The 15,944-nt window shown below is 71.9% G+C and carries 17 protein-coding genes; 8 read left to right on the plus strand and 9 right to left on the minus strand.

The window, feature by feature from the left end:
- Positions 1-2 precede the first annotated feature (2 nt).
- From HNR67_RS21305 to HNR67_RS21320, 4 genes are all read right to left on the minus strand, one after another.
- Entirely contained in the window at positions 3-1,337 is a 1,335-nt protein-coding gene (locus HNR67_RS21305; protein WP_185004001.1) for a DUF4041 domain-containing protein, read from the minus strand.
- Between the two features lie 88 nt (positions 1,338-1,425).
- On the minus strand, positions 1,426-1,746 hold the full coding sequence (locus tag HNR67_RS21310; RefSeq protein WP_185004002.1) for a hypothetical protein: 321 nt from the start codon (positions 1,744-1,746) through the stop codon (positions 1,426-1,428).
- A 37-nt stretch (positions 1,747-1,783) separates the two neighbouring features.
- Positions 1,784-4,606: a helix-turn-helix transcriptional regulator gene (locus HNR67_RS45760; protein WP_185004003.1), complete on the minus strand. Its 2,823-nt coding sequence runs from the start codon at positions 4,604-4,606 to the stop codon at positions 1,784-1,786.
- Between the two features lie 77 nt (positions 4,607-4,683).
- The gene (locus HNR67_RS21320; RefSeq protein WP_185004004.1) at positions 4,684-5,391 is read right to left on the minus strand and encodes a carbonic anhydrase family protein; all 708 of its coding nucleotides are present in this window, start codon (positions 5,389-5,391) and stop codon (positions 4,684-4,686) included.
- Positions 5,392-5,676: 285 nt separating this feature from the next.
- Between HNR67_RS21320 and HNR67_RS21325 the strand changes: the two genes are divergently transcribed.
- Both HNR67_RS21325 and HNR67_RS44635 read left to right on the plus strand, forming a co-directional pair.
- Positions 5,677-6,519, plus strand: coding sequence for a class I SAM-dependent methyltransferase (locus HNR67_RS21325; protein ID WP_185004005.1), 843 nt, complete (start codon positions 5,677-5,679; stop codon positions 6,517-6,519).
- Positions 6,520-6,539: 20 nt separating this feature from the next.
- The gene (locus HNR67_RS44635) at positions 6,540-7,478 is read left to right on the plus strand and encodes a bifunctional alpha/beta hydrolase/OsmC family protein (RefSeq protein WP_185004006.1); all 939 of its coding nucleotides are present in this window, start codon (positions 6,540-6,542) and stop codon (positions 7,476-7,478) included.
- Here HNR67_RS44635 and HNR67_RS21335 read toward each other — a convergent pair.
- From HNR67_RS21335 to HNR67_RS21345, 3 genes are read right to left on the minus strand one after another with little or no spacing between them, the layout of a single operon-like run.
- Positions 7,472-8,335, minus strand: a complete 864-nt coding sequence (locus tag HNR67_RS21335; protein ID WP_221489993.1) for a MerR family transcriptional regulator — start codon at positions 8,333-8,335, stop codon at positions 7,472-7,474. The genes HNR67_RS44635 and HNR67_RS21335 overlap by 7 nt on opposite strands.
- 39 nt (positions 8,336-8,374) lie before the next feature.
- Positions 8,375-8,977, minus strand: a complete 603-nt coding sequence (locus HNR67_RS21340) for a chorismate mutase (protein WP_185004008.1) — start codon at positions 8,975-8,977, stop codon at positions 8,375-8,377.
- Between the two features lie 40 nt (positions 8,978-9,017).
- Complete coding sequence (locus HNR67_RS21345) at positions 9,018-9,770, minus strand: SDR family NAD(P)-dependent oxidoreductase (protein ID WP_246492563.1); 753 nt, start codon at positions 9,768-9,770, stop codon at positions 9,018-9,020.
- Between the two features lie 52 nt (positions 9,771-9,822).
- Here HNR67_RS21345 and HNR67_RS21350 point away from each other — a divergent pair, with 52 nt between their 5' ends.
- From HNR67_RS21350 to HNR67_RS21370, 5 genes are all read left to right on the plus strand, one after another.
- A complete protein-coding gene (locus tag HNR67_RS21350; protein ID WP_312987753.1) occupies positions 9,823-10,170 on the plus strand; it encodes an ArsR/SmtB family transcription factor in 348 nt (115 codons plus the stop codon).
- Between the two features lie 60 nt (positions 10,171-10,230).
- Entirely contained in the window at positions 10,231-11,622 is a 1,392-nt protein-coding gene (locus HNR67_RS21355; RefSeq protein ID WP_185004011.1) for a sulfatase-like hydrolase/transferase, read from the plus strand.
- A gap of 135 nt (positions 11,623-11,757) precedes the next feature.
- Positions 11,758-11,973 carry a hypothetical protein gene (locus HNR67_RS21360; RefSeq protein WP_185004012.1) on the plus strand — a complete coding sequence of 72 codons (216 nt, stop codon included), beginning with the start codon at positions 11,758-11,760 and terminating at the stop codon, positions 11,971-11,973.
- 127 nt (positions 11,974-12,100) lie between these two features.
- Positions 12,101-12,586 (plus strand): PAS domain-containing protein, encoded by a 486-nt coding sequence (locus HNR67_RS21365; protein WP_185004013.1) that lies wholly within the window; start codon positions 12,101-12,103, stop codon positions 12,584-12,586.
- Positions 12,587-12,608: 22 nt separating this feature from the next.
- A complete protein-coding gene (locus HNR67_RS21370) occupies positions 12,609-13,268 on the plus strand; it encodes an RES family NAD+ phosphorylase (protein WP_185004014.1) in 660 nt (219 codons plus the stop codon).
- 2 nt (positions 13,269-13,270) lie between these two features.
- Here the strand turns inward: HNR67_RS21370 and HNR67_RS21375 are convergent, their stop codons facing one another.
- Both HNR67_RS21375 and HNR67_RS21380 read right to left on the minus strand, forming a co-directional pair.
- Entirely contained in the window at positions 13,271-14,113 is an 843-nt protein-coding gene (locus HNR67_RS21375; protein ID WP_185004015.1) for a TetR/AcrR family transcriptional regulator, read from the minus strand.
- Between the two features lie 40 nt (positions 14,114-14,153).
- Positions 14,154-14,795: a TetR/AcrR family transcriptional regulator gene (locus tag HNR67_RS21380; RefSeq protein WP_185004016.1), complete on the minus strand. Its 642-nt coding sequence runs from the start codon at positions 14,793-14,795 to the stop codon at positions 14,154-14,156.
- Between the two features lie 105 nt (positions 14,796-14,900).
- Between HNR67_RS21380 and HNR67_RS21385 the strand changes: the two genes are divergently transcribed.
- Positions 14,901-15,941, plus strand: coding sequence for a medium chain dehydrogenase/reductase family protein (locus HNR67_RS21385; RefSeq protein ID WP_185004017.1), 1,041 nt, complete (start codon positions 14,901-14,903; stop codon positions 15,939-15,941).
- Positions 15,942-15,944: the final 3 nt, after the last annotated feature.

Consider the following 15,944-nt stretch of genomic DNA (forward strand, 5'->3'; position numbering starts at 1 on the left):
GCTCACTCACCGCCGTCGCTGGAGAGGTCGCCGTCCGCGCCGACGTCGGTGCGCGCCGGGCCGCTCGCCTGCCGCCGGGCCGGGTCGGAGGCCCGCCACTCGACGGCCTCGGCGGTGTCGGTGTACTCCAGGATGTGCTTGTCGCCCATGGCGGTCAGCAGGTCCCGCACCTCGGCCGGGGTGGCGTAGAAGAACTCCCGCCGCGGGTTGACCAGGTTGACCCGCCGGTGGCTCAGCCGCTGGTGCAGCTCGGTCTCCAGGGCCACGGCGTCCTCGGCGAAGAACAGCGCGTGCACGTCGAAGCGGAACGGCACCGAGGCGTCGCCCAGCTCGCGCACCCGGTCCATCGGGTCCAGCCGCCGGGTCAGGCCGATCTTGACCACGTCCGGGCCGAACGCGCCGACGTTGGAGATCACGTAGACGTACCCGGTGCGCACGTTGGCCGCGCGCTGCTCGACCCCGGCGATCGCGTCGTCCACCGAGGCGAGCTGCTCGCGCGCCCTGGCCAGCCCGTCCAGATCGCCCTTGGCCTCCAGCCGGGCCACCACGCTCGCGTAGTGCGACCGCTCCTTGGCCAGCCGGGCCCGCTCCCGCTCGATGTCCTTCATCACCTTGGCCTCTTCGCGCAGCCGCTCCCGCTCCGCCCTGGCCTGCTCCCGCTCCACCTCGACCCGCGCCAGGTAGTCGCTGGTCAGCTCGATCTCCTTGAGCCGCAGCCGGTGGTAGTCGGCGGAGATGGCGATGCGCATCAGCACGCCGAGCTTGCCGATGGTCTCCCTGGTCGTGCTCAGCCGCTTCAGGACCGACTCGCGGGTGTGCGGTTTCACCACGCGCACCGCGTTGTCCGCCTCGGCGTTGTAGGCGCGCAACATCAGCTTGGCCATGTCCCGCCCGAGCCGCTGGCCCTCCTTGACCGAGCCGTTCACCGCCCAGTCGACCTGGCAGGTCACCGCGTCACCCCTGGCCGCGGCCTTGATCCGCTGCTTCAGCTCGCCGATGGCGTCCTTGTAGGCGACCGCGTCGTCCAGCGGGTGCGCGTACTCATAGACCCCGACCTCCTGCAGCAGCGCCAGCTCCCGGGTCTCCACCAGCCGCGCCCGCCATCGCAGGGCCTCGTCGTGGGCCTGCTGGCGGGCCGTGGCCAGATCCGCGTACTCGCGTTTGGCCTCGGTCACCGCGGTCCGCAGGCCGCGCAGTTCGGCCTCCAGCGCCGCGGTCTCCGCGCCGCGCAACTGGCCGACCCAGCCGCGCAGTTCCCCGATCATGCCGTGCGCGGCGGCCAGCTGCTGTTGCAGACCGGCGATCTCCGCGTTGTCCTTGTTGCCGAACAGAGCCACGCTGATTCCTCCCCTGAGATCAACGTCCTCCTCGTCGCGGGTCGGCGGCCGCGTGTTACATCGATCCGCACAATGCCCTCGGCCGGGTTCAGGCCCGGACGTCGCCCACCGGCATGCTCGCCGCCGACACCGTGTCCGCCCCCAGATAGTCCTCCGCACACCGCATCCCCACCCGCGCGTCCGCCAGCATCGCCGGCCCCACCTTGTCCGCCGCCACCCTGGCCGCCTCGCCCGGTGCGGTGTACACCGAGCGGAACGCCTGTCCCAGCAGGTCGCCGCCGATGCCGGATTCGGCGCCGGCGATGGCGGACTTGACGGACTGCCAGCCCTCGTCCAGTGCGGAACCCCGCCGGGACAACGACTCCATCTCGGTGCTCACCCCGCCGGGGCGCATGTGCGCGAAACTCATACCGCCAGGATGCGCGGAATTCGGTTGTGGCAGGGGGTCATGGCCGGTTGTTGTCGCGGGCGAGCAGGGCGGCCAGTGCGGTGCGGGAGCTGAGGCCGAGTTTCTGGAAGACGCGGCTGAGGTGGGTTTCCACGGTGCGTTCGCTGACCACCAGCAGGGTGGCCACGGCGCGGTTGCTGTGGCCCTGGGCGACCAGGGCGGCGATCTCGGACTCGCGGGGGGTGAGGCCGTGCGGGGAGTCGCTGGTGGTGCGGGGGACTCGGCGGCCCAGGCGGCGCTGGTGGCGGAGCGTGATCTCGGTGTGCCGGGTGGCGCCGCAGTCGGCGAAGACGGCGGCTGCTTTGTCCATTGTGGACAGTGCTTGGTCGCGGTCGCCGAGGGTGGCGTGCAGTTGGCCGCACAGCAGGGTGGCTCTGGCGGATTGCACGGGGAAGCCCGCGGTGGCGAAGGCGGTGGCGGCTTGTTCGGCGAGGCGGAGGGCGTGGGCAGGCTTGGGGGTGCGGGAGTCGGCGTAGGCCCTGGCCAGGGTGGCGGCGGCGGTGCTCCACGGGAGTTGGGGCTGTGTCAGGGATTCCGCGCGACTGGCCCAGTCGGCGGCTTCGGCGGGGCGGTCGGCCTCGGCGGCGATGTGGGCGAGTTCCAGGTAGGTCAGGACGCGGGCGCGGTGCAGGGTGCCGGGGAGGTCGGGGCCGCCGAGGCGGGCGATGGTCTCCGCCAGTGGGGCGTCCAGGCCGAGGCGGGCGCGGACCAGGTCGCGGATCAGGGACAGGTGTGGCGCGAGGGGGTGCCAGCTCGCGCAGGACAGGGCGGCGACCTCGCGGCCCGCCTGTTCGACCGCGTCCAGGTCCAGGCAGTACAGGGCGACGGACGCGCTGGCGCACAACACGTTGACCAGCAACGGTTCGATGCCGGTCAGCCGGGCGGCGTCCAGGGCCTCCTCGGCCTGGGCGGTGGCCTCGGACATCCGGCCGGCGTGGGCCAGCACGGTGGCGGTGGTGCCGAGCACCTCGCCGCCGAAAGTCAGGTGGCCCAGGCGTTCGGACATCCGGCGGACCTGGCCGAGTCTGCGCAAGGTGTCGCCGAGGCGCAGGTGGCAGATGGCCTCGACCAGCGGGGTGATGTGGGTGAAACCCAGGTGTGCCAGGTGTTCCGGCTCGGCCAGGCGATCGTAGAGGGCCACCGCCTCGTCCATGGCCGCGACCGCCTCGGGAACCCGGCCGAGTTCCGGGTAGGACCAGGCGATCATGGCCAAGGCTATGCAGCGCAACGGTTCCGGCAGGGTCAACGCCAGCGCGGCGGTGGCCGCCTCGGCCGCCTCGGTGAAGCGGGCGTCCAGGACGTGGGACAGGGCCAGGTGCAGCCACAGGGTCGCGGTGTCGGCGTCCGCGCGCGGGTAGTCCCTGGCCAGCTCCTCGCGCAGCAGGCGGCGGCCCTCCTCGGGGCGGCACAGCAGGCGGCTGGTGGTCGCGCACAGCACCACGGCCTGGTGCCGCAGGTGCGGGCGGCCGGCCGGGGCGGTGTCGAGCTGCCCGCGCAGGATGTCCCAGCAGGCCGGGTAGTCCCCGCGCAGCATCAGCGCGTGCGCGAGTTCCAGGCTCAGGTCCCGGCCCAGTTCGTCGGCCGGGGTGGGGTGGCCGTGCAGGGCCACCCGCAGCCAGCTCACCGCGGTGGCGGGGGCCTGGGCCAGGGCCAGCCGGGCGGCCTGGCGCAGCAGGTCGACGGCGGCGGGGTCGCCGACCGCGGCGGAGCGGGCGATGTGCGGGGCGATGGTGGTCAGCGCGGCCCCGCGCCCGGTCAGCAGACCGGCGGCGCGGCCGTGCGCGGCGGCCCGCCAGAGCGGGGTGGCGGAGTGGTAGACGGCGTTGCGCAGCAACGGATGCCGGAAGGTGACCCGCTGGCCGGCGCCGGTGCCGCGGAGCAGGTCGGCCTCGAACAGCTCCTCGGCGGCGGCGTGCGTCTCCGGCAGGCCCAGACCCGCCGCCGCGGCCACCAGCTCCGGGTCGACCTGGTCGCCGATCACCGCGGCGGCCTGGGCGACCAGCCGGGCGGCGGGGGACAGGCGGGCGAACTCGCCACGCAGCAACGCGGCCACCCCCGGCGGGACCTCCGCGCCCTGCTCGGCCGGCGCGGCCAGCTCACCGCCGTGCGCGAGGACCTGGAGGTAGAGCGGGTTGCCGCCGGCGATGTCGTAGAGCCGCCTGCGCTCGGGGTGGGCGGGCAGGAGCTGCTGGGCCGCGGCGAACTCCAGCGGCGGCAGCTCGATCCGGTGCCGGGTGGCGTAGGCCGGACCGGCGAGCACCGCGGCCAGCTTGTCCGGCAGCTGGCGGGGCCGGTGCGCGAGTAGGAGCAGCAGCCGGGTCGCGGGCGGGCGGCGCAGCAGGTGGGCGAGCAGTTCCGCGGTGGACTCATCCGCCCAGTGCAGGTCGTCCAGGGCCAGCACCAGCCCGGCCGGTCCGGCCAGCGCGTCCAGTGCGGCGGCCACCGCGCGGTGCAGCAGGTAGCGCTCGGCGGCCTGCGGCGGCGGACCCGGCGGGACCCGGTCGGCCAGGCCGGGGAAGGCGGTGGCCAGCCAGCGCAGGTGGCCGGGGCCCAGTGCCTCGGCGCGCTGCCCGGACAGCGCCGCGAGGTGGTGGTCCAGGGCGTCCAGGAAGACCCCGAAGGGCAGGTCGCGCTCGAACTCCCCGGCCCGGCCGGTCAGCACGGTCAGGCCGCGCCCGGCCGCGTGCACGCCGATCTCGTGCAGCAGCCGGGACTTGCCGATGCCCGGCTCGCCGACGATCTCCACCGGGGTCGGTCCGGCGGGCAGCGCGTCCAGCAGCTGATCGAGCTGGGCCAGTTCACGCTGACGGCCGACGAACATCCGGTCAGTGCAGCACAGGGTGAGCCCGGCCGGGTGGGTAACCCGCCGGGCTCACCTGGTTGATGGAACGGGCTAGCTCAGATCAGGCCGACCTCGGTGAAGTGGCGGCCGTTGAGCGGCTGGACGGCACGCGAGTTGCCGTGGCTGAACAGGCCCTGGAACCGGGACAGGGTGGCCTGGCTGACGGTCTTCTCCGCGGCCAGGTACCACTGCACGCCCTCGTCGAAGGGGTGGGTGGTCAGCGAGCCCTGGTAGTGCAGGGTGTGCTTGTTGTGCGGGAGCAGGGTGTTCAGGTTGATGCTGTGAATGTGCACCGGGGCTCCACATTCCGGCGCGAGCTTGGCCAGCACGGTGTCCACCGTGGAATGCTCGCCCGCCCGCAGCGGAACGCCGACCACCAGCAGTTTGCCGGCCGCGCTGCGGTGCACCAGGTGCATTTCCAGCGGGTACTGCCGGCCGGCGAAGCGATGCTCAGCCGGGGTGTGGAAATGGAACTGGATAAGGTCAAAACGGACACCGCCCGCGGTGACGAAACCGGAGCCGGGCTTGACCTCGGCCTCCTCGGTCTCCTCGTGGTCGCGGACCTGGCAGCCGTTCGGATTGGCCGCGTCCTTGCGGATGTACTTTAACTCCAGCTCGGAGTGCCCGTAGCTGACATCCAGCTTGGGGTGCGTGGGGTCGATCTGGATCGCTTCCGGCACCACGTTGACCGGGCTCTGCGCCGGCAACTTGGACTGGGCGACCGGGCTGACCACGATGGCGGCGACGGCTACCAGTGGCAGCACGACAGAAAGTGATCGCTTGAAGCTCACGAAGGGGCCTTTCGGGATGAAAAGCTAATGGCGGGGACGAAACGTATGAACGTCTCCAGTCAAGACCTCATGCCCGGTATCCGGCATCGTTCGTTTGAATACTTCGAAATGACCCGCGTCACCGCAAACGGCCTTTTGGTCTATCGCGTTATAACCCGAACGGCCTAATCGATCCGGATTTGTTCAGAATGGTGAAGTCCGGGCCGGGCTTGACCGGGCGGAAGCCGGTCCGGTACTCAGGTTCATCTGGAGGTGGCCATGGTGATCCGGGGTGCCAGCGGGGTTACGGCCGAGACGGTGGGCGCGTACTACGACCAGATCACCGAGTTCGTCGCCGGTGACCTGGGCGGCAGTCTGCACATCGGGTACTGGAAGGACCTGCCGCCGGGCAGTTCGGTGCGCGACGCCTCCAGACGGATGACCGCGCTGATGATCGAGAAGGTCGAGGTGCGGCCTGGTCAGCGGGTGCTGGACATCGGCTGCGGCACCGGCCGTCCCGCGGTGGACCTGGCCAAGGCCGCCGGGGTCGAGGTGGTCGGGGTCAACGTCAGCAGGTTGCAGCTGGAACGGGCCGGGCAGCTCGCCGCCGAGGAGGGCCTGGCCGACCGGGTGCGCTTCCAGTTCGCCGACGCGATGGCCCTGCCGTTCGGACCGGGTTCCTTCGACGGGGTGTGGCTGTTCGAGTCGCTGTTCCACATGCCGGACCAGCGTCAGGTGCTGTGCCAGATCGCCGAGGTGCTGCGGCCGGGCGGCCGGCTGGTGATCGCGGACCTGGTCCAGCTGGTGCCGCTGACCGACGAGCAGAACGCGGTGCTGCAGTCCTGCTGGACCTCGGGCAACGTGGCCGCGATCCACCCGGTGGAGAACTATCCGGCGCTGCTGGCCGAGTGCGGGCTGGAGTTCGCCGAGCTGACCGACATCTCCGACGACTCGCTGCGGCAGACCTTCCGCGCGCTGCAGGAGGAGAACGAGGACTGGATCGAGGGCATGCAGCTGGAGGACCTGCCGGTGGACTACGGCGCGGACGTGGACAACGGCATGGCCCGGCTCGCGGTGACCCCGGAGATCGGCTACGCGATCGTGGTCGCCACGAAGCGCTGATCACCCCCTAAAGTCGGCGTGTGACCACGCAGACCGGCCTGCCACACGCCCACGCCCTGTTCGCGCACAACCTGCCCGCCGCCGCGGCGGCCGCGATCAGCCAGGCCCTGGCCGCCAACGGTCTGGCCGTGCATCAGCTGGAGGCCAGCGCGGCGGCCGCGGACGAGCTGCTCCGGCTGGCCGAACACCTGCCGGGGCCGCTGCTGTTGCTCGGCCACGGCATCGGCGGCACGGCCGTGCTGCTGGCCGCCCCGCACCTGCCCGCCACCGCCGCGATCGCCACCCTGGCCGCGATCGCGCCGGGGGAGCTGCCCGCGAAACTGGGCGCCCCACTGCTGATCCTGCACTCGCCGAGCGACAACGCGGTCGGCGTCGACCACGCCCGCCGGATCTTCCAGGCCGCCAGGCATCCCAAGTCCTTCCTCGCCCTCGACGGCGCCGACCACGAGCTGAGCACCCCGGGCGACGCCGCCTACGCGGGCACGCTGATCGCCACCTGGGCGGCCCGGCACCTGCCCGAACCCGCCGCCGAACCCGAGGGCCACGTGCTGGTCACCGAGAACGGCACCGGGTCCTACGGCCAGACCATCTCGGTCGGCCGCCACCTGATCGCCGCCGACGAACCCCGCCCGCTGGGTGAGGACAGCGGGCTGTCCCCGTACGACCTGCTGCTGGCCGGGCTGGGCGCGTGCACCTCGATGACGTTGCGGATGTACGCCGAGCGCAAGGGCTGGCCGCTGGAGCGGGTCAGCGTGGCGCTGCGGCATTCCCGGGTGCACGCCAGGGACTGCGCGGACTGCGAGACCAAGGACGGCAGGCTGGACCGGATCGAGCGGTCGATCCGGATCACCGGTCAGCTGGACGCGGCGCAGCGGCAGCGGCTGATGGAGATCGCGGACCGGTGTCCGGTGCACCGCACGCTGCACTCGGAGATCATCATCGACACCGCAGCCTACTGAGCCGCACGGTCCACTGTGGACCGCAGCGCCCGGATCGCCCAGTCCAGGGTCGGGGCCAGGGGTTCCGGGGCCTGCCAGCCGTTGACGATCGCGAGCAGCCGGACGTACCGCTCGCGCCGCGGGTCGGCGGCGGCGGTGAGCCGGGCGAGCAGCTCCGCGCGGGGCCACCCGGCCTGGAGTTCCAGCACCACCGGCCGGGCCGCGGGCTGGTCCGGCTCGATGCCAGCGGCCAGTGCCGGGGCGACCAGCTCACGGACCACGGCGATCGGATCGCGTCGCAGGACCGGCTCCTGCCGGCCGGCCAGTTGCCGCAGGGTGGCGCGGAACCCGGGGTCCGCGGTCAGCTCGGCCAGCTCCAGCCAGGCCTCGATCTGGGCTGTGTCGGGGTTTTCCGGCAGTTCGGGGGTGAGCGTGCGCTTGAGCCCGGTCAGCACCGGGTTGTCCGGGAGTTCGGCGAGGAAGTCCTCGACCAGGTGGTCGCGTTCGGCCCGGGTGAGGGTGGCGAGGCGGTGCAGGCGGTCGAGTTCACCGGCGTCGGCGCCGCGCGCGGCGGCCACCCGCAGCACGGCGTGGCGTTGGGTGAGGGTGCGGATCTGGGTGGCCAGGGCGGCGGCGTGGGTGGCGGCGACCTCGGGCAGGGTCAGTTCGCGGTCCAGGATCCGGCGGATGGCGGGCAGGTCCAGGTCGAGGGCGCGCAGGGTGCGGATCAGTTCCAGGCGGGCCAGCGCGGCCCGGTCGTAGCGGCGGAAGCCGCCGGGGTCGCGTTCGGCGGGCACCAGGCCCTGGTCGGAGTAGAAGCGGATGGCCTTGACGGTCAGGCCGGTGCGCCGGGCCAGTTCGCCGATGGAGAAGTCCATGCCGTCCACCCTCCGATCTCCCCCTGGGGGAGGGGCAAATCAGCAGATGGACGCGACGCCGGTGTCCAGGGCCTGCCGGTGCAACCGGTCCAGCCGGTGCTGGGCCGCGCCGACCTGCTGGGCAACCAGGAGTCGCACCTGGCAAGCGATTCCGGGCTTGCGGATGTCCTTTGTGGACACCAGTTCGGTCAGCAGCCTGGTGGCGAGTTCGTCCAGGCGCTGGCGGATCAGGTTGAGGTCGGGGCGGGTGGTGGGGGCCTGGCCGGGGTGCCGGGTCCAGCGGTCGAACAGGCCGCGCTGCACGATCTTGTTGGCGGTGATCTGGTCCTGGAAGAAGCGGACCGTGGCCTCGGGGTCCAGGCCCAGCGGACCCGCCTGCGCCCGCACCGCGTCCAGGACCTGCTGTTCGCGCACCGGATCGTCGATCGGCTTGCCGGTGCCGAACTTGGAGGCGGCCACCAGGTCGCCGACCAGCAGGCGCTGGATGACCAGGTCGGCGAGCGGGCCGAGGCGGCGGAGTTCCTGCGTCTCGACCGTGCTGGTCACCGGCGGGGCGGTGCTCACGGCCATGGCGGCCGGGCCGCCGACGGTGAGCGCGCCCAGCAGGACCGAGGCCAGCAGGGCGAAGCGGCGCACGAACATCCACAACCTCCAGATCAGGACCCGGCGTCCACCCTAGACCTCAGGTGAGTTCGAGCCCGCCGTCGACGGTGAGCACCTGCCCGGTGACCCAGGTGACCGCCGGATCGCCCAGGTGCAGCAGCCAGAGCGCGACCTCCGCCGGGTCGCCGCGGCGGCCCAGCGGGACCCTGGCGGCCTCGGCCTGCTTGATCTGCTCGACCACCTCGGCCGGCAGCCCGGACACGGCAAGGGCCTCGGACTCGGTCGGGCCCGGCGCGACCGCGTTGACCCGCACCCGGTCGGCGGCCAGTTCCAGCGCCCAGCTGCGGGTGAGTTGTTCCAGGGCGGCCTTGGTGGCGGCGTAGAGCGAGCCGCCCGCGCCCATCGGGCGGTGGCCGTAGAGGCTGGAGACGTTGAGGATCGAGCCCTGGGTCTCACGCAGGTGCGGCAGTGCGGCGGCGGCGAGCAGCACGGGCGCGGTCACGTTGAGCGCGAACTGGTCGTCGACGGTCCTGGCGGTGATCCCGGCCAGCGGCGCCGGGGTGAACCCGCCCGCGTTGTTGACCAGCACGTCCAGGCGTCCCCAGCGCTCGACCGCGGCCCGCACCACCGCCGCGGGGGCGTCCTCGGCGCGGATGTCGGCGGCCAGCACCGCGATGCCGGGGTGCGCCCGCGCGGTCTCGTCCAGGGCCTCCTGCCTGCGTCCGACGCCCAGCACGTGCGCCCCGGCCTCGGCGAAGGCGACCGCCGCGGCCCGGCCGATGCCCGAGCCCGCGCCGGTGACCAGCACGACCCGATCGGTGAAGTCAGCCATGCGCATCCTTTGTTCGACGTTCATGGAACATCGAACAAGTTATCATGGTCCGGTGAAGGACGTCCGGCACCCAGACACCGCCGAGCTGACCCTGATCGGGGTCATGTCCGCGCTCAGCGACCCGATCCGGGTCGGCCTGGTGCGGGTGCTCGGCGACGGCGCGGAACGCGGCTGGGGCGAACTGCTCGCCCCGGTGGCCAAATCCACCCTCAGCCACCACCTGCGGGTGCTGCGCGACGCGGGCCTGACCTGGACCCGGCAGGAGGGCACCCGCTGCTTCGTCAACCTGCGCCGCGCCGACCTGGAGTCCCGGTTCCCCGGGCTGCTGGACGCGGTGCTGGACGCGGCCGAGGGCGACGACGTGGGCAGGCAGGTCGAACTGAGACCGGAATCGCAGTAACCCAGGTCACATCGTGGGACGGACTGCCGTCGCGGCGAGCCGGTCCCTAGCGTCGGAGCCGTGACGCGGGAAGCGGGAAACCTCAGCAGGCGACAGCTCGGCGGACTGCTCGGCGCGGGTGCGCTGACCACGCTCGCCCCCGGCGCGGCCGCGGCCGCCGAGGAGCCGTTCCGGCCGCTGGGCAACGGAAGACCACCGCGCCCCAACCTGTTGGTCATCCTCGCCGACGACCTGGGCTGGGCCGACCTGTCCAGCTACGGCGCCCCGGAGATCCGCACCCCGAACCTGGACCGCCTGGCCGCCTCCGGGATCCGGTTCACCCAGTCCTACTCGGCCTCCTCGGTCTGCTCGCCCACCCGGATCGGCCTGTACACCGGCCGCTACCCGGGCCGGTTGCGCGGCGGGCTCAAGGAACCGATCGACGCGCCCAACGAGGTCGACGGCATCCCGATCGGCCACCCGACGCTGGCCAGTCTGGTCAAGGCGGCCGGGTACGACACCGCGCTGATCGGCAAGTGGCACTGCGGTTACCTGCCCTGGTTCAGCCCGACCCGGCTGGGCTGGGACGAGTTCTTCGGCAACTTCAGCGGCGGCCTGGACTACTTCTCCAAGCTGTCCTACCTGGGCGCGCACGACCTGTTCGAGAACGAGGTCGAGTACCACGATCTCCGCTACTACACCCACATCGTCACCGAGCGGGCCACCGAGTTCCTGGGCCGCGAACACCGGAAACCCTGGCTGCTCAACCTGAACTACACCACCCCGCACTGGCCGTGGGAGAGCCCGGGGGACCAGGCCGTCAGCGACGAACTCACCGCCAGGATCAAGGCGGGGGAGAAGGGCGTGCTGCAGCACCGCGACGGCGGATCCCTTGCCACGTACCGGGAAATGGTGGAGGACCTGGACCGTGCGATCGGCCAGGTGCTCAACGCCTTGCGCCGCAACGGCCAGCTGCACAACACCCTGGTCTTCTTCGCCAGTGACAACGGCGGCGAGCGCTTCTCCAACACCTGGCCCTTCGCCGGCGCCAAGGGGCAGGTCGCCGAGGGCGGACTGCGGGTGCCGACCCTGCTGAGTTGGCCGGGACAACTCCGCCCGCGCCAGGTCGAGCACGCCCCGGTGCACACCCTGGACTGGACCGCGACCTTCCTCGAACTCGCCGGCGCCACCCCGTCCCCCGCACACCCACTCGACGGGGTCAGCCTGGCCGGACACCTGTTCCGCGGCACGCCGATTCCGCGCCGGGACCTGTTCTGGCGGATGAAGGGCCAGCGCGCGTTGCGCCGCGGCGACCTGAAATACGTCCGCAACGGGACCACCGAGAGCCTGTTCGACCTGGGCGCCGATGTCCGCGAACAGGCGAACCTGGCGAAGAAGCGACCGGCCGACCTGGCCGCGTTGCGGGCGGCCTGGGAGGGGATCGACGCGACCCTGGTGCCGTACGCGACCTAACGCCGCAGGGGGGGCGATGGGGGTGGAGCGGAAGGTCCGGCGGTGCCGTGCCGGGCTGGTCCCGGTCTCCTGGTGGAACCGCCTGGTCAGGGTGCGCACGCTGACCTTGGCCTGGCAGGCGATCGAGGTCAGCGTGTGCTCCTGCGCCAGGTGCGGCGGGCGCCAGCGCGTCCAGGATCGCCACCCGGTGCCCGGCATTCCCGTTGCGGCCCATGGCAAAACCCTAGCCACGTCGACGGCACCCTGGTCTCGGTCCGCACCGGGGTGGTGCTGCTGGCCGCCGCGGGCATCACCGCCGGGATCGACCTCGGGCTGTGGCCGGTGGAGCGGATCGCCGGCCGGGTCCGATGATCCGGCCATCCCGGTGAACTCCCCGCGCGAATCGACCGGCGCGCTCTCCGGTGCGGCATGCTGGAACTGGTTGCAGATTGGACAATCTCCGCCGCCGCGAACCAGCGTTGCTGGAAAGGACACCAAGATGGACCTGATCGACAAGATCACCCGCGGTGAACTGGACGGCCTGAAGTTCCAGGGCGCCCTGGAGTCCGGCAAATTGGCCCCCGAGGGTCTGCTGGCTGACCAGCAGGCAATCGACGACATCCCGGTCGGCATCTACGTGCTGGAGACCGACGGCACCCTGATCACCTGTAACCAGGCCGCCATCGCGGCCTGGGGACGCACGCCCGAACTGGGCACCTCGGAGAAGTACTGCGGCGCGTTCCGGCTGCGCTACCCCTCCGGCGAGGTGATGCCGCACAACCAGGCCCCGCCCGCGGTGGTGACCAACAACGGCGGCACCGTGCGCGATGCCGACGTGATCTGCGAACAGCCCGACGGCACCCGGTTGCTGGCGCTGGTCAACGTCTTCCCGATCCGCGACGAGTCGGACACGGTGGTGGGCGCGGTCAACATCTTCCGGCACAACACGAGCAAGAAGGTCCCCGGCCTGGTGGCCGAGGCCTGATCTTGCGAGACTGGGCAGCACGATGACGCGCCTCCCCGCACCACCGGCGCCCACCGTGCTGGCCCAGTCGATCGAGCCCGCGGACCTGATCGCGGTCAACTCCTCGACCCGGCTGGTGCGGATCTTCGCCGCGGGCGGGCGGCATCCTCAGCGCTGGAACGGTTTCCGCACCGTCGGCCCACTCCCGCACGCCTACTTCGATCCGCACCCTCCCGGCGAGGACGGCCAGCCCACCAGGGACAACGACCAGGGCGTGCTGTACTTCTCGCTGTCCACCCGCACCTCGGTGGCCGAGGTCTTCCAGGACACCGCCACCGTCGACCGGCACGCCAACGCCCGCCACCTGGTCATCCTGCGCCCCCGCCGCCCGCTGCGCCTGCTCGACCTGACCAGCCGCTGGCCGATCAAGGTGGGCGCCTCGGCCGCGATCTGGTCCGACACCACCGACCGCACCCAGGCCTGGGCCCGCGCCATCCGCGCGGCGGACCCGGACCTGGACGGCCTCTGGTACCAGTCGGCGGTGGACTCGGGCGCGCCCGCGATCTGCCTGTGGGACCCACCGGCGGCCTCGGCCCTGCCCCGCAAACCGGACGTGCTGCTGCCGCTGGAGCACTCGGGCCTGGAACTGTCCCTTGGCCGCGCTTGCGCGGACCTCGGCTACACCCTCGCGGCCGCGTCCTAGGCTCAGGCGTCGTATCCGAGTGCCCGCATGTACACCCCGAACGGCTCCTCGGCCGGGACCACCCTGGCCGCCTCGAACTCCAGCACGTCCTCGGTGCGCACGCCGGAGCGGGTGGCCAGCTCCTCGGCCGACACCCCGTGCATGTCGCGGGTCCCGCGCAGCAGGCGGGCCAGGTCCTCTGCGGTCTCCTGCGGGGTGAAGGCGTTGCTCATCGGTTGCTCCTCGATTCCTCGTCGCGGTGCCGCCACCGCGTGTTCGCACAGGGTCAGCAGTTCGCGGGTGTAGCCGGTCAGGTCGGCGGTGGGCTGGGTGAGCAGGTGTTGCAGGGCGCCGGAGAGCAGCTGGCGGATGATCAGCGCGACGGTGTGCGGGTCGAACTCGCGGAACTCGCCCGCGCGCTGCCCTCGGCTCAGCACCTCCGCCAGTCCGGCCAGTTCGGCGGTGTTGCGCGGTTTGGCCCACCGGTCCAGGGCCTCGGGGTGGCCCTGCAGGATCTGCACCAGTGCCCGCAGGTGGGTGCGGTGGGTGGCGTAGAAGGTGAGACTGCCTTCGAGGTAGCCGCGCAGGGCCAGCCAGGCCGAGGTGGTGTCCGCGCTGTTCGGGTGCACCACCTCGCCGCCGGTGGCGTAGACCTCGGCGACGACCTGGCTGATCAGGTCGTCCTTGTTCGCGAAGTGGTAGGAGATCAGCCCGGGGCTGCTCAGCCCCGCCCGCCGGGCGATCTGGGCGAAGGATGCCCTGGCGTAGCCGAGTTCGGCGATGGTCTCGATCGCGGCGGCCACGATCTGCCTGCGACGTGCGGCCTCGGTGAAGGTCAGGTCGACCGACTCCTGATTAGGTTGCACGACCTAATTCTAGTTCGACCATCAAGTGCGGCCGATCCGGCTAGTGGCGCAGGTGGGCGAGTGCGGTGATCATGCGCTCGGCGAGGTCCTCGGGCCAGGGGAAGACCACGGTGACCGCGCGCTGGTGGGCGAGTCCGTGCAGGCCCAGCCACAGCGCGACCGAGTCGGCGAACGGGTCGGTGCTGGTGGCCAGATCGGCCGCGACGCAGTCGGCCAGTGCCTCGGCGAGCAGGGTCAGGCTGCCCTGGCCGAGCGCGGTCATATCGCTCTCGGTCAGCACGCTGTTGTCCAGGTCGGGCATCCACAGCCCGCCGAACATGGTGCGGTACCGCCCTGGATGCAGCTGGGCGAACCCCAGGTAGGTCAGGCAGACCGCGAACAGACGGCCCCTTGGCTCCTCGGCGGCGTCCCTGGCCACCCGCAGCAGCTGCTCCAGCTCGTCGAATGCCTGCTGCACCACGGCCAGCATGATGCTGGGCTGGTCCGGGAAGTGGCGGTAGATCGACGGGGCGGCGATGCCGACCTGGCGGGCCACCGCGCGCAGGGTCACCGCGCTCTCATCGCCCGTCTCGTCCAGCAGTGCGACCGCCGCGGTCACGATCTCCTCGCGCAGGCGGGCGCCCTCGCCCCGGCGGTTGCGGGCGCGGGCTGGCCTGGGTGCGTCGTCCCTGTCGTCGTCCATGCCCGTGAGCTTACAAGAAAAACTTACAGGTGTTAGCCCTTGCGTTCGATGAGTGAACGTGCGTAGCCTTACGGTTGTAAGTTCAATCGCGTAAGGAGAGCCGAGATGAGCACCTACACCGTCACCACCAGCGCCACCGAGGTCGTGCTGCCCGCCAAGGTCGAGGTCGACGGCCTCCAGGTCCGGGTCCGCGACCTGCCCGCGCCCGCCGACGGCCAGGTCGTGCTGCGGATGGACGCCACCGGGGTCTCCTTCGCCGAACAGCAGATGCGCCGCGGCAAGTACTACGACCAGCCCGCCTTCCCGTTCGTGCCCGGCTACGACGTGGTCGGCACGGTCACCGGCGTCGGCCCGGGGGTGGACGTCATGCTGATCGGCCGCCGCTTCGCCGCGGTGACCAAGATCGGCGGCTGGGCCAGCTCGCTGGTCCTGGACGCCGCCGACCTGGTGCCGGTGCCGGACGGGGTGGACTCGGCCGAGGCGGAGACCCTGGTGGTCAACGGGATCACCGCCTGGCAGATGCTGCACCGCACCGCCGGGGTCGCCAGCGGCGGCACCATCGTGGTGCTGGGCGCCAACGGCGGCGTCGGCTCCACCCTCGTACAGCTGGCCCGGCACGCGGGCATCAAGGTGATCGGCACCGCCGCCCTCCGGCACCACGACTCGGTGCGCGAACTCGGCGCCATCCCGGTCGACTACCGCACCCCCGACCTGTACGGCCAGATCCGCAAGCTCGCGCCCAACGGCGTGGACGCGGTGTTCGACCACGTCGGCGGCGCCGGGCTGAAGGAGTCCTGGGGCCTGCTGCGCCGCGGCGGCACCCTGGTCTCCTACGGCACCGCGGCCACCAAGGACGAGGACGGCAACTCCCGGCTGCCGGTGCTGAAGTCCTTCGGGCGCCTGCTGATGTGGCACCTGCTGCCCAACGGCCGGAGCGCCAAGTTCTACAACTTCTGGGCTGGCAAGCGCAGCCTGGCCACCTTCCGCGCCCGGCTGGCCGAGGACCTCACCCAGGTGCTGCGCCTGCTCGACGAAGGCGTGCTCACCGCGCAGATCGCCGCGAAGTTCCCCCTCGCACAGGCCGGTTCGGCGATGGCGCTGGCGGAATCGCGCACCGTGCTGGGCAAAGTCGTCATCGTCGGATAGCGG

The sequence above is a fragment of the Crossiella cryophila genome (genome assembly GCF_014204915.1).
In the GTDB taxonomy this organism is placed as follows: Bacteria; Actinomycetota; Actinomycetes; order Mycobacteriales; family Pseudonocardiaceae; genus Crossiella; species Crossiella cryophila.

Bases quoted from the DNA above. Each gene is read 5' to 3' on its own strand.
- HNR67_RS21310 (WP_185004002.1), bottom strand. From the start codon at position 1,746: ATGAGTTTCGCGCACATGCGCCCCGGCGGGGTGAGCACCGAGATGGAG.
- HNR67_RS45760 (WP_185004003.1), bottom strand. From the start codon at position 4,606: ATGTTCGTCGGCCGTCAGCGTGAACTGGCCCAGCTCGATCAGCTGCTG.
- HNR67_RS21365 (WP_185004013.1), top strand. From the start codon at position 12,101: ATGGACCTGATCGACAAGATCACCCGCGGTGAACTGGACGGCCTGAAG.
- HNR67_RS21340 (WP_185004008.1), bottom strand. From the start codon at position 8,977: ATGTTCGTGCGCCGCTTCGCCCTGCTGGCCTCGGTCCTGCTGGGCGCG.
- HNR67_RS21385 (WP_185004017.1), top strand. From the start codon at position 14,901: ATGAGCACCTACACCGTCACCACCAGCGCCACCGAGGTCGTGCTGCCC.
- HNR67_RS21345 (WP_246492563.1), bottom strand. From the start codon at position 9,770: ATGGCTGACTTCACCGATCGGGTCGTGCTGGTCACCGGCGCGGGCTCG.
- HNR67_RS21370 (WP_185004014.1), top strand. From the start codon at position 12,609: ATGACGCGCCTCCCCGCACCACCGGCGCCCACCGTGCTGGCCCAGTCG.
- HNR67_RS21335 (WP_221489993.1), bottom strand. From the start codon at position 8,335: ATGGACTTCTCCATCGGCGAACTGGCCCGGCGCACCGGCCTGACCGTC.
- HNR67_RS21325 (WP_185004005.1), top strand. From the start codon at position 5,677: ATGGTGATCCGGGGTGCCAGCGGGGTTACGGCCGAGACGGTGGGCGCG.
- HNR67_RS21380 (WP_185004016.1), bottom strand. From the start codon at position 14,795: ATGGACGACGACAGGGACGACGCACCCAGGCCAGCCCGCGCCCGCAAC.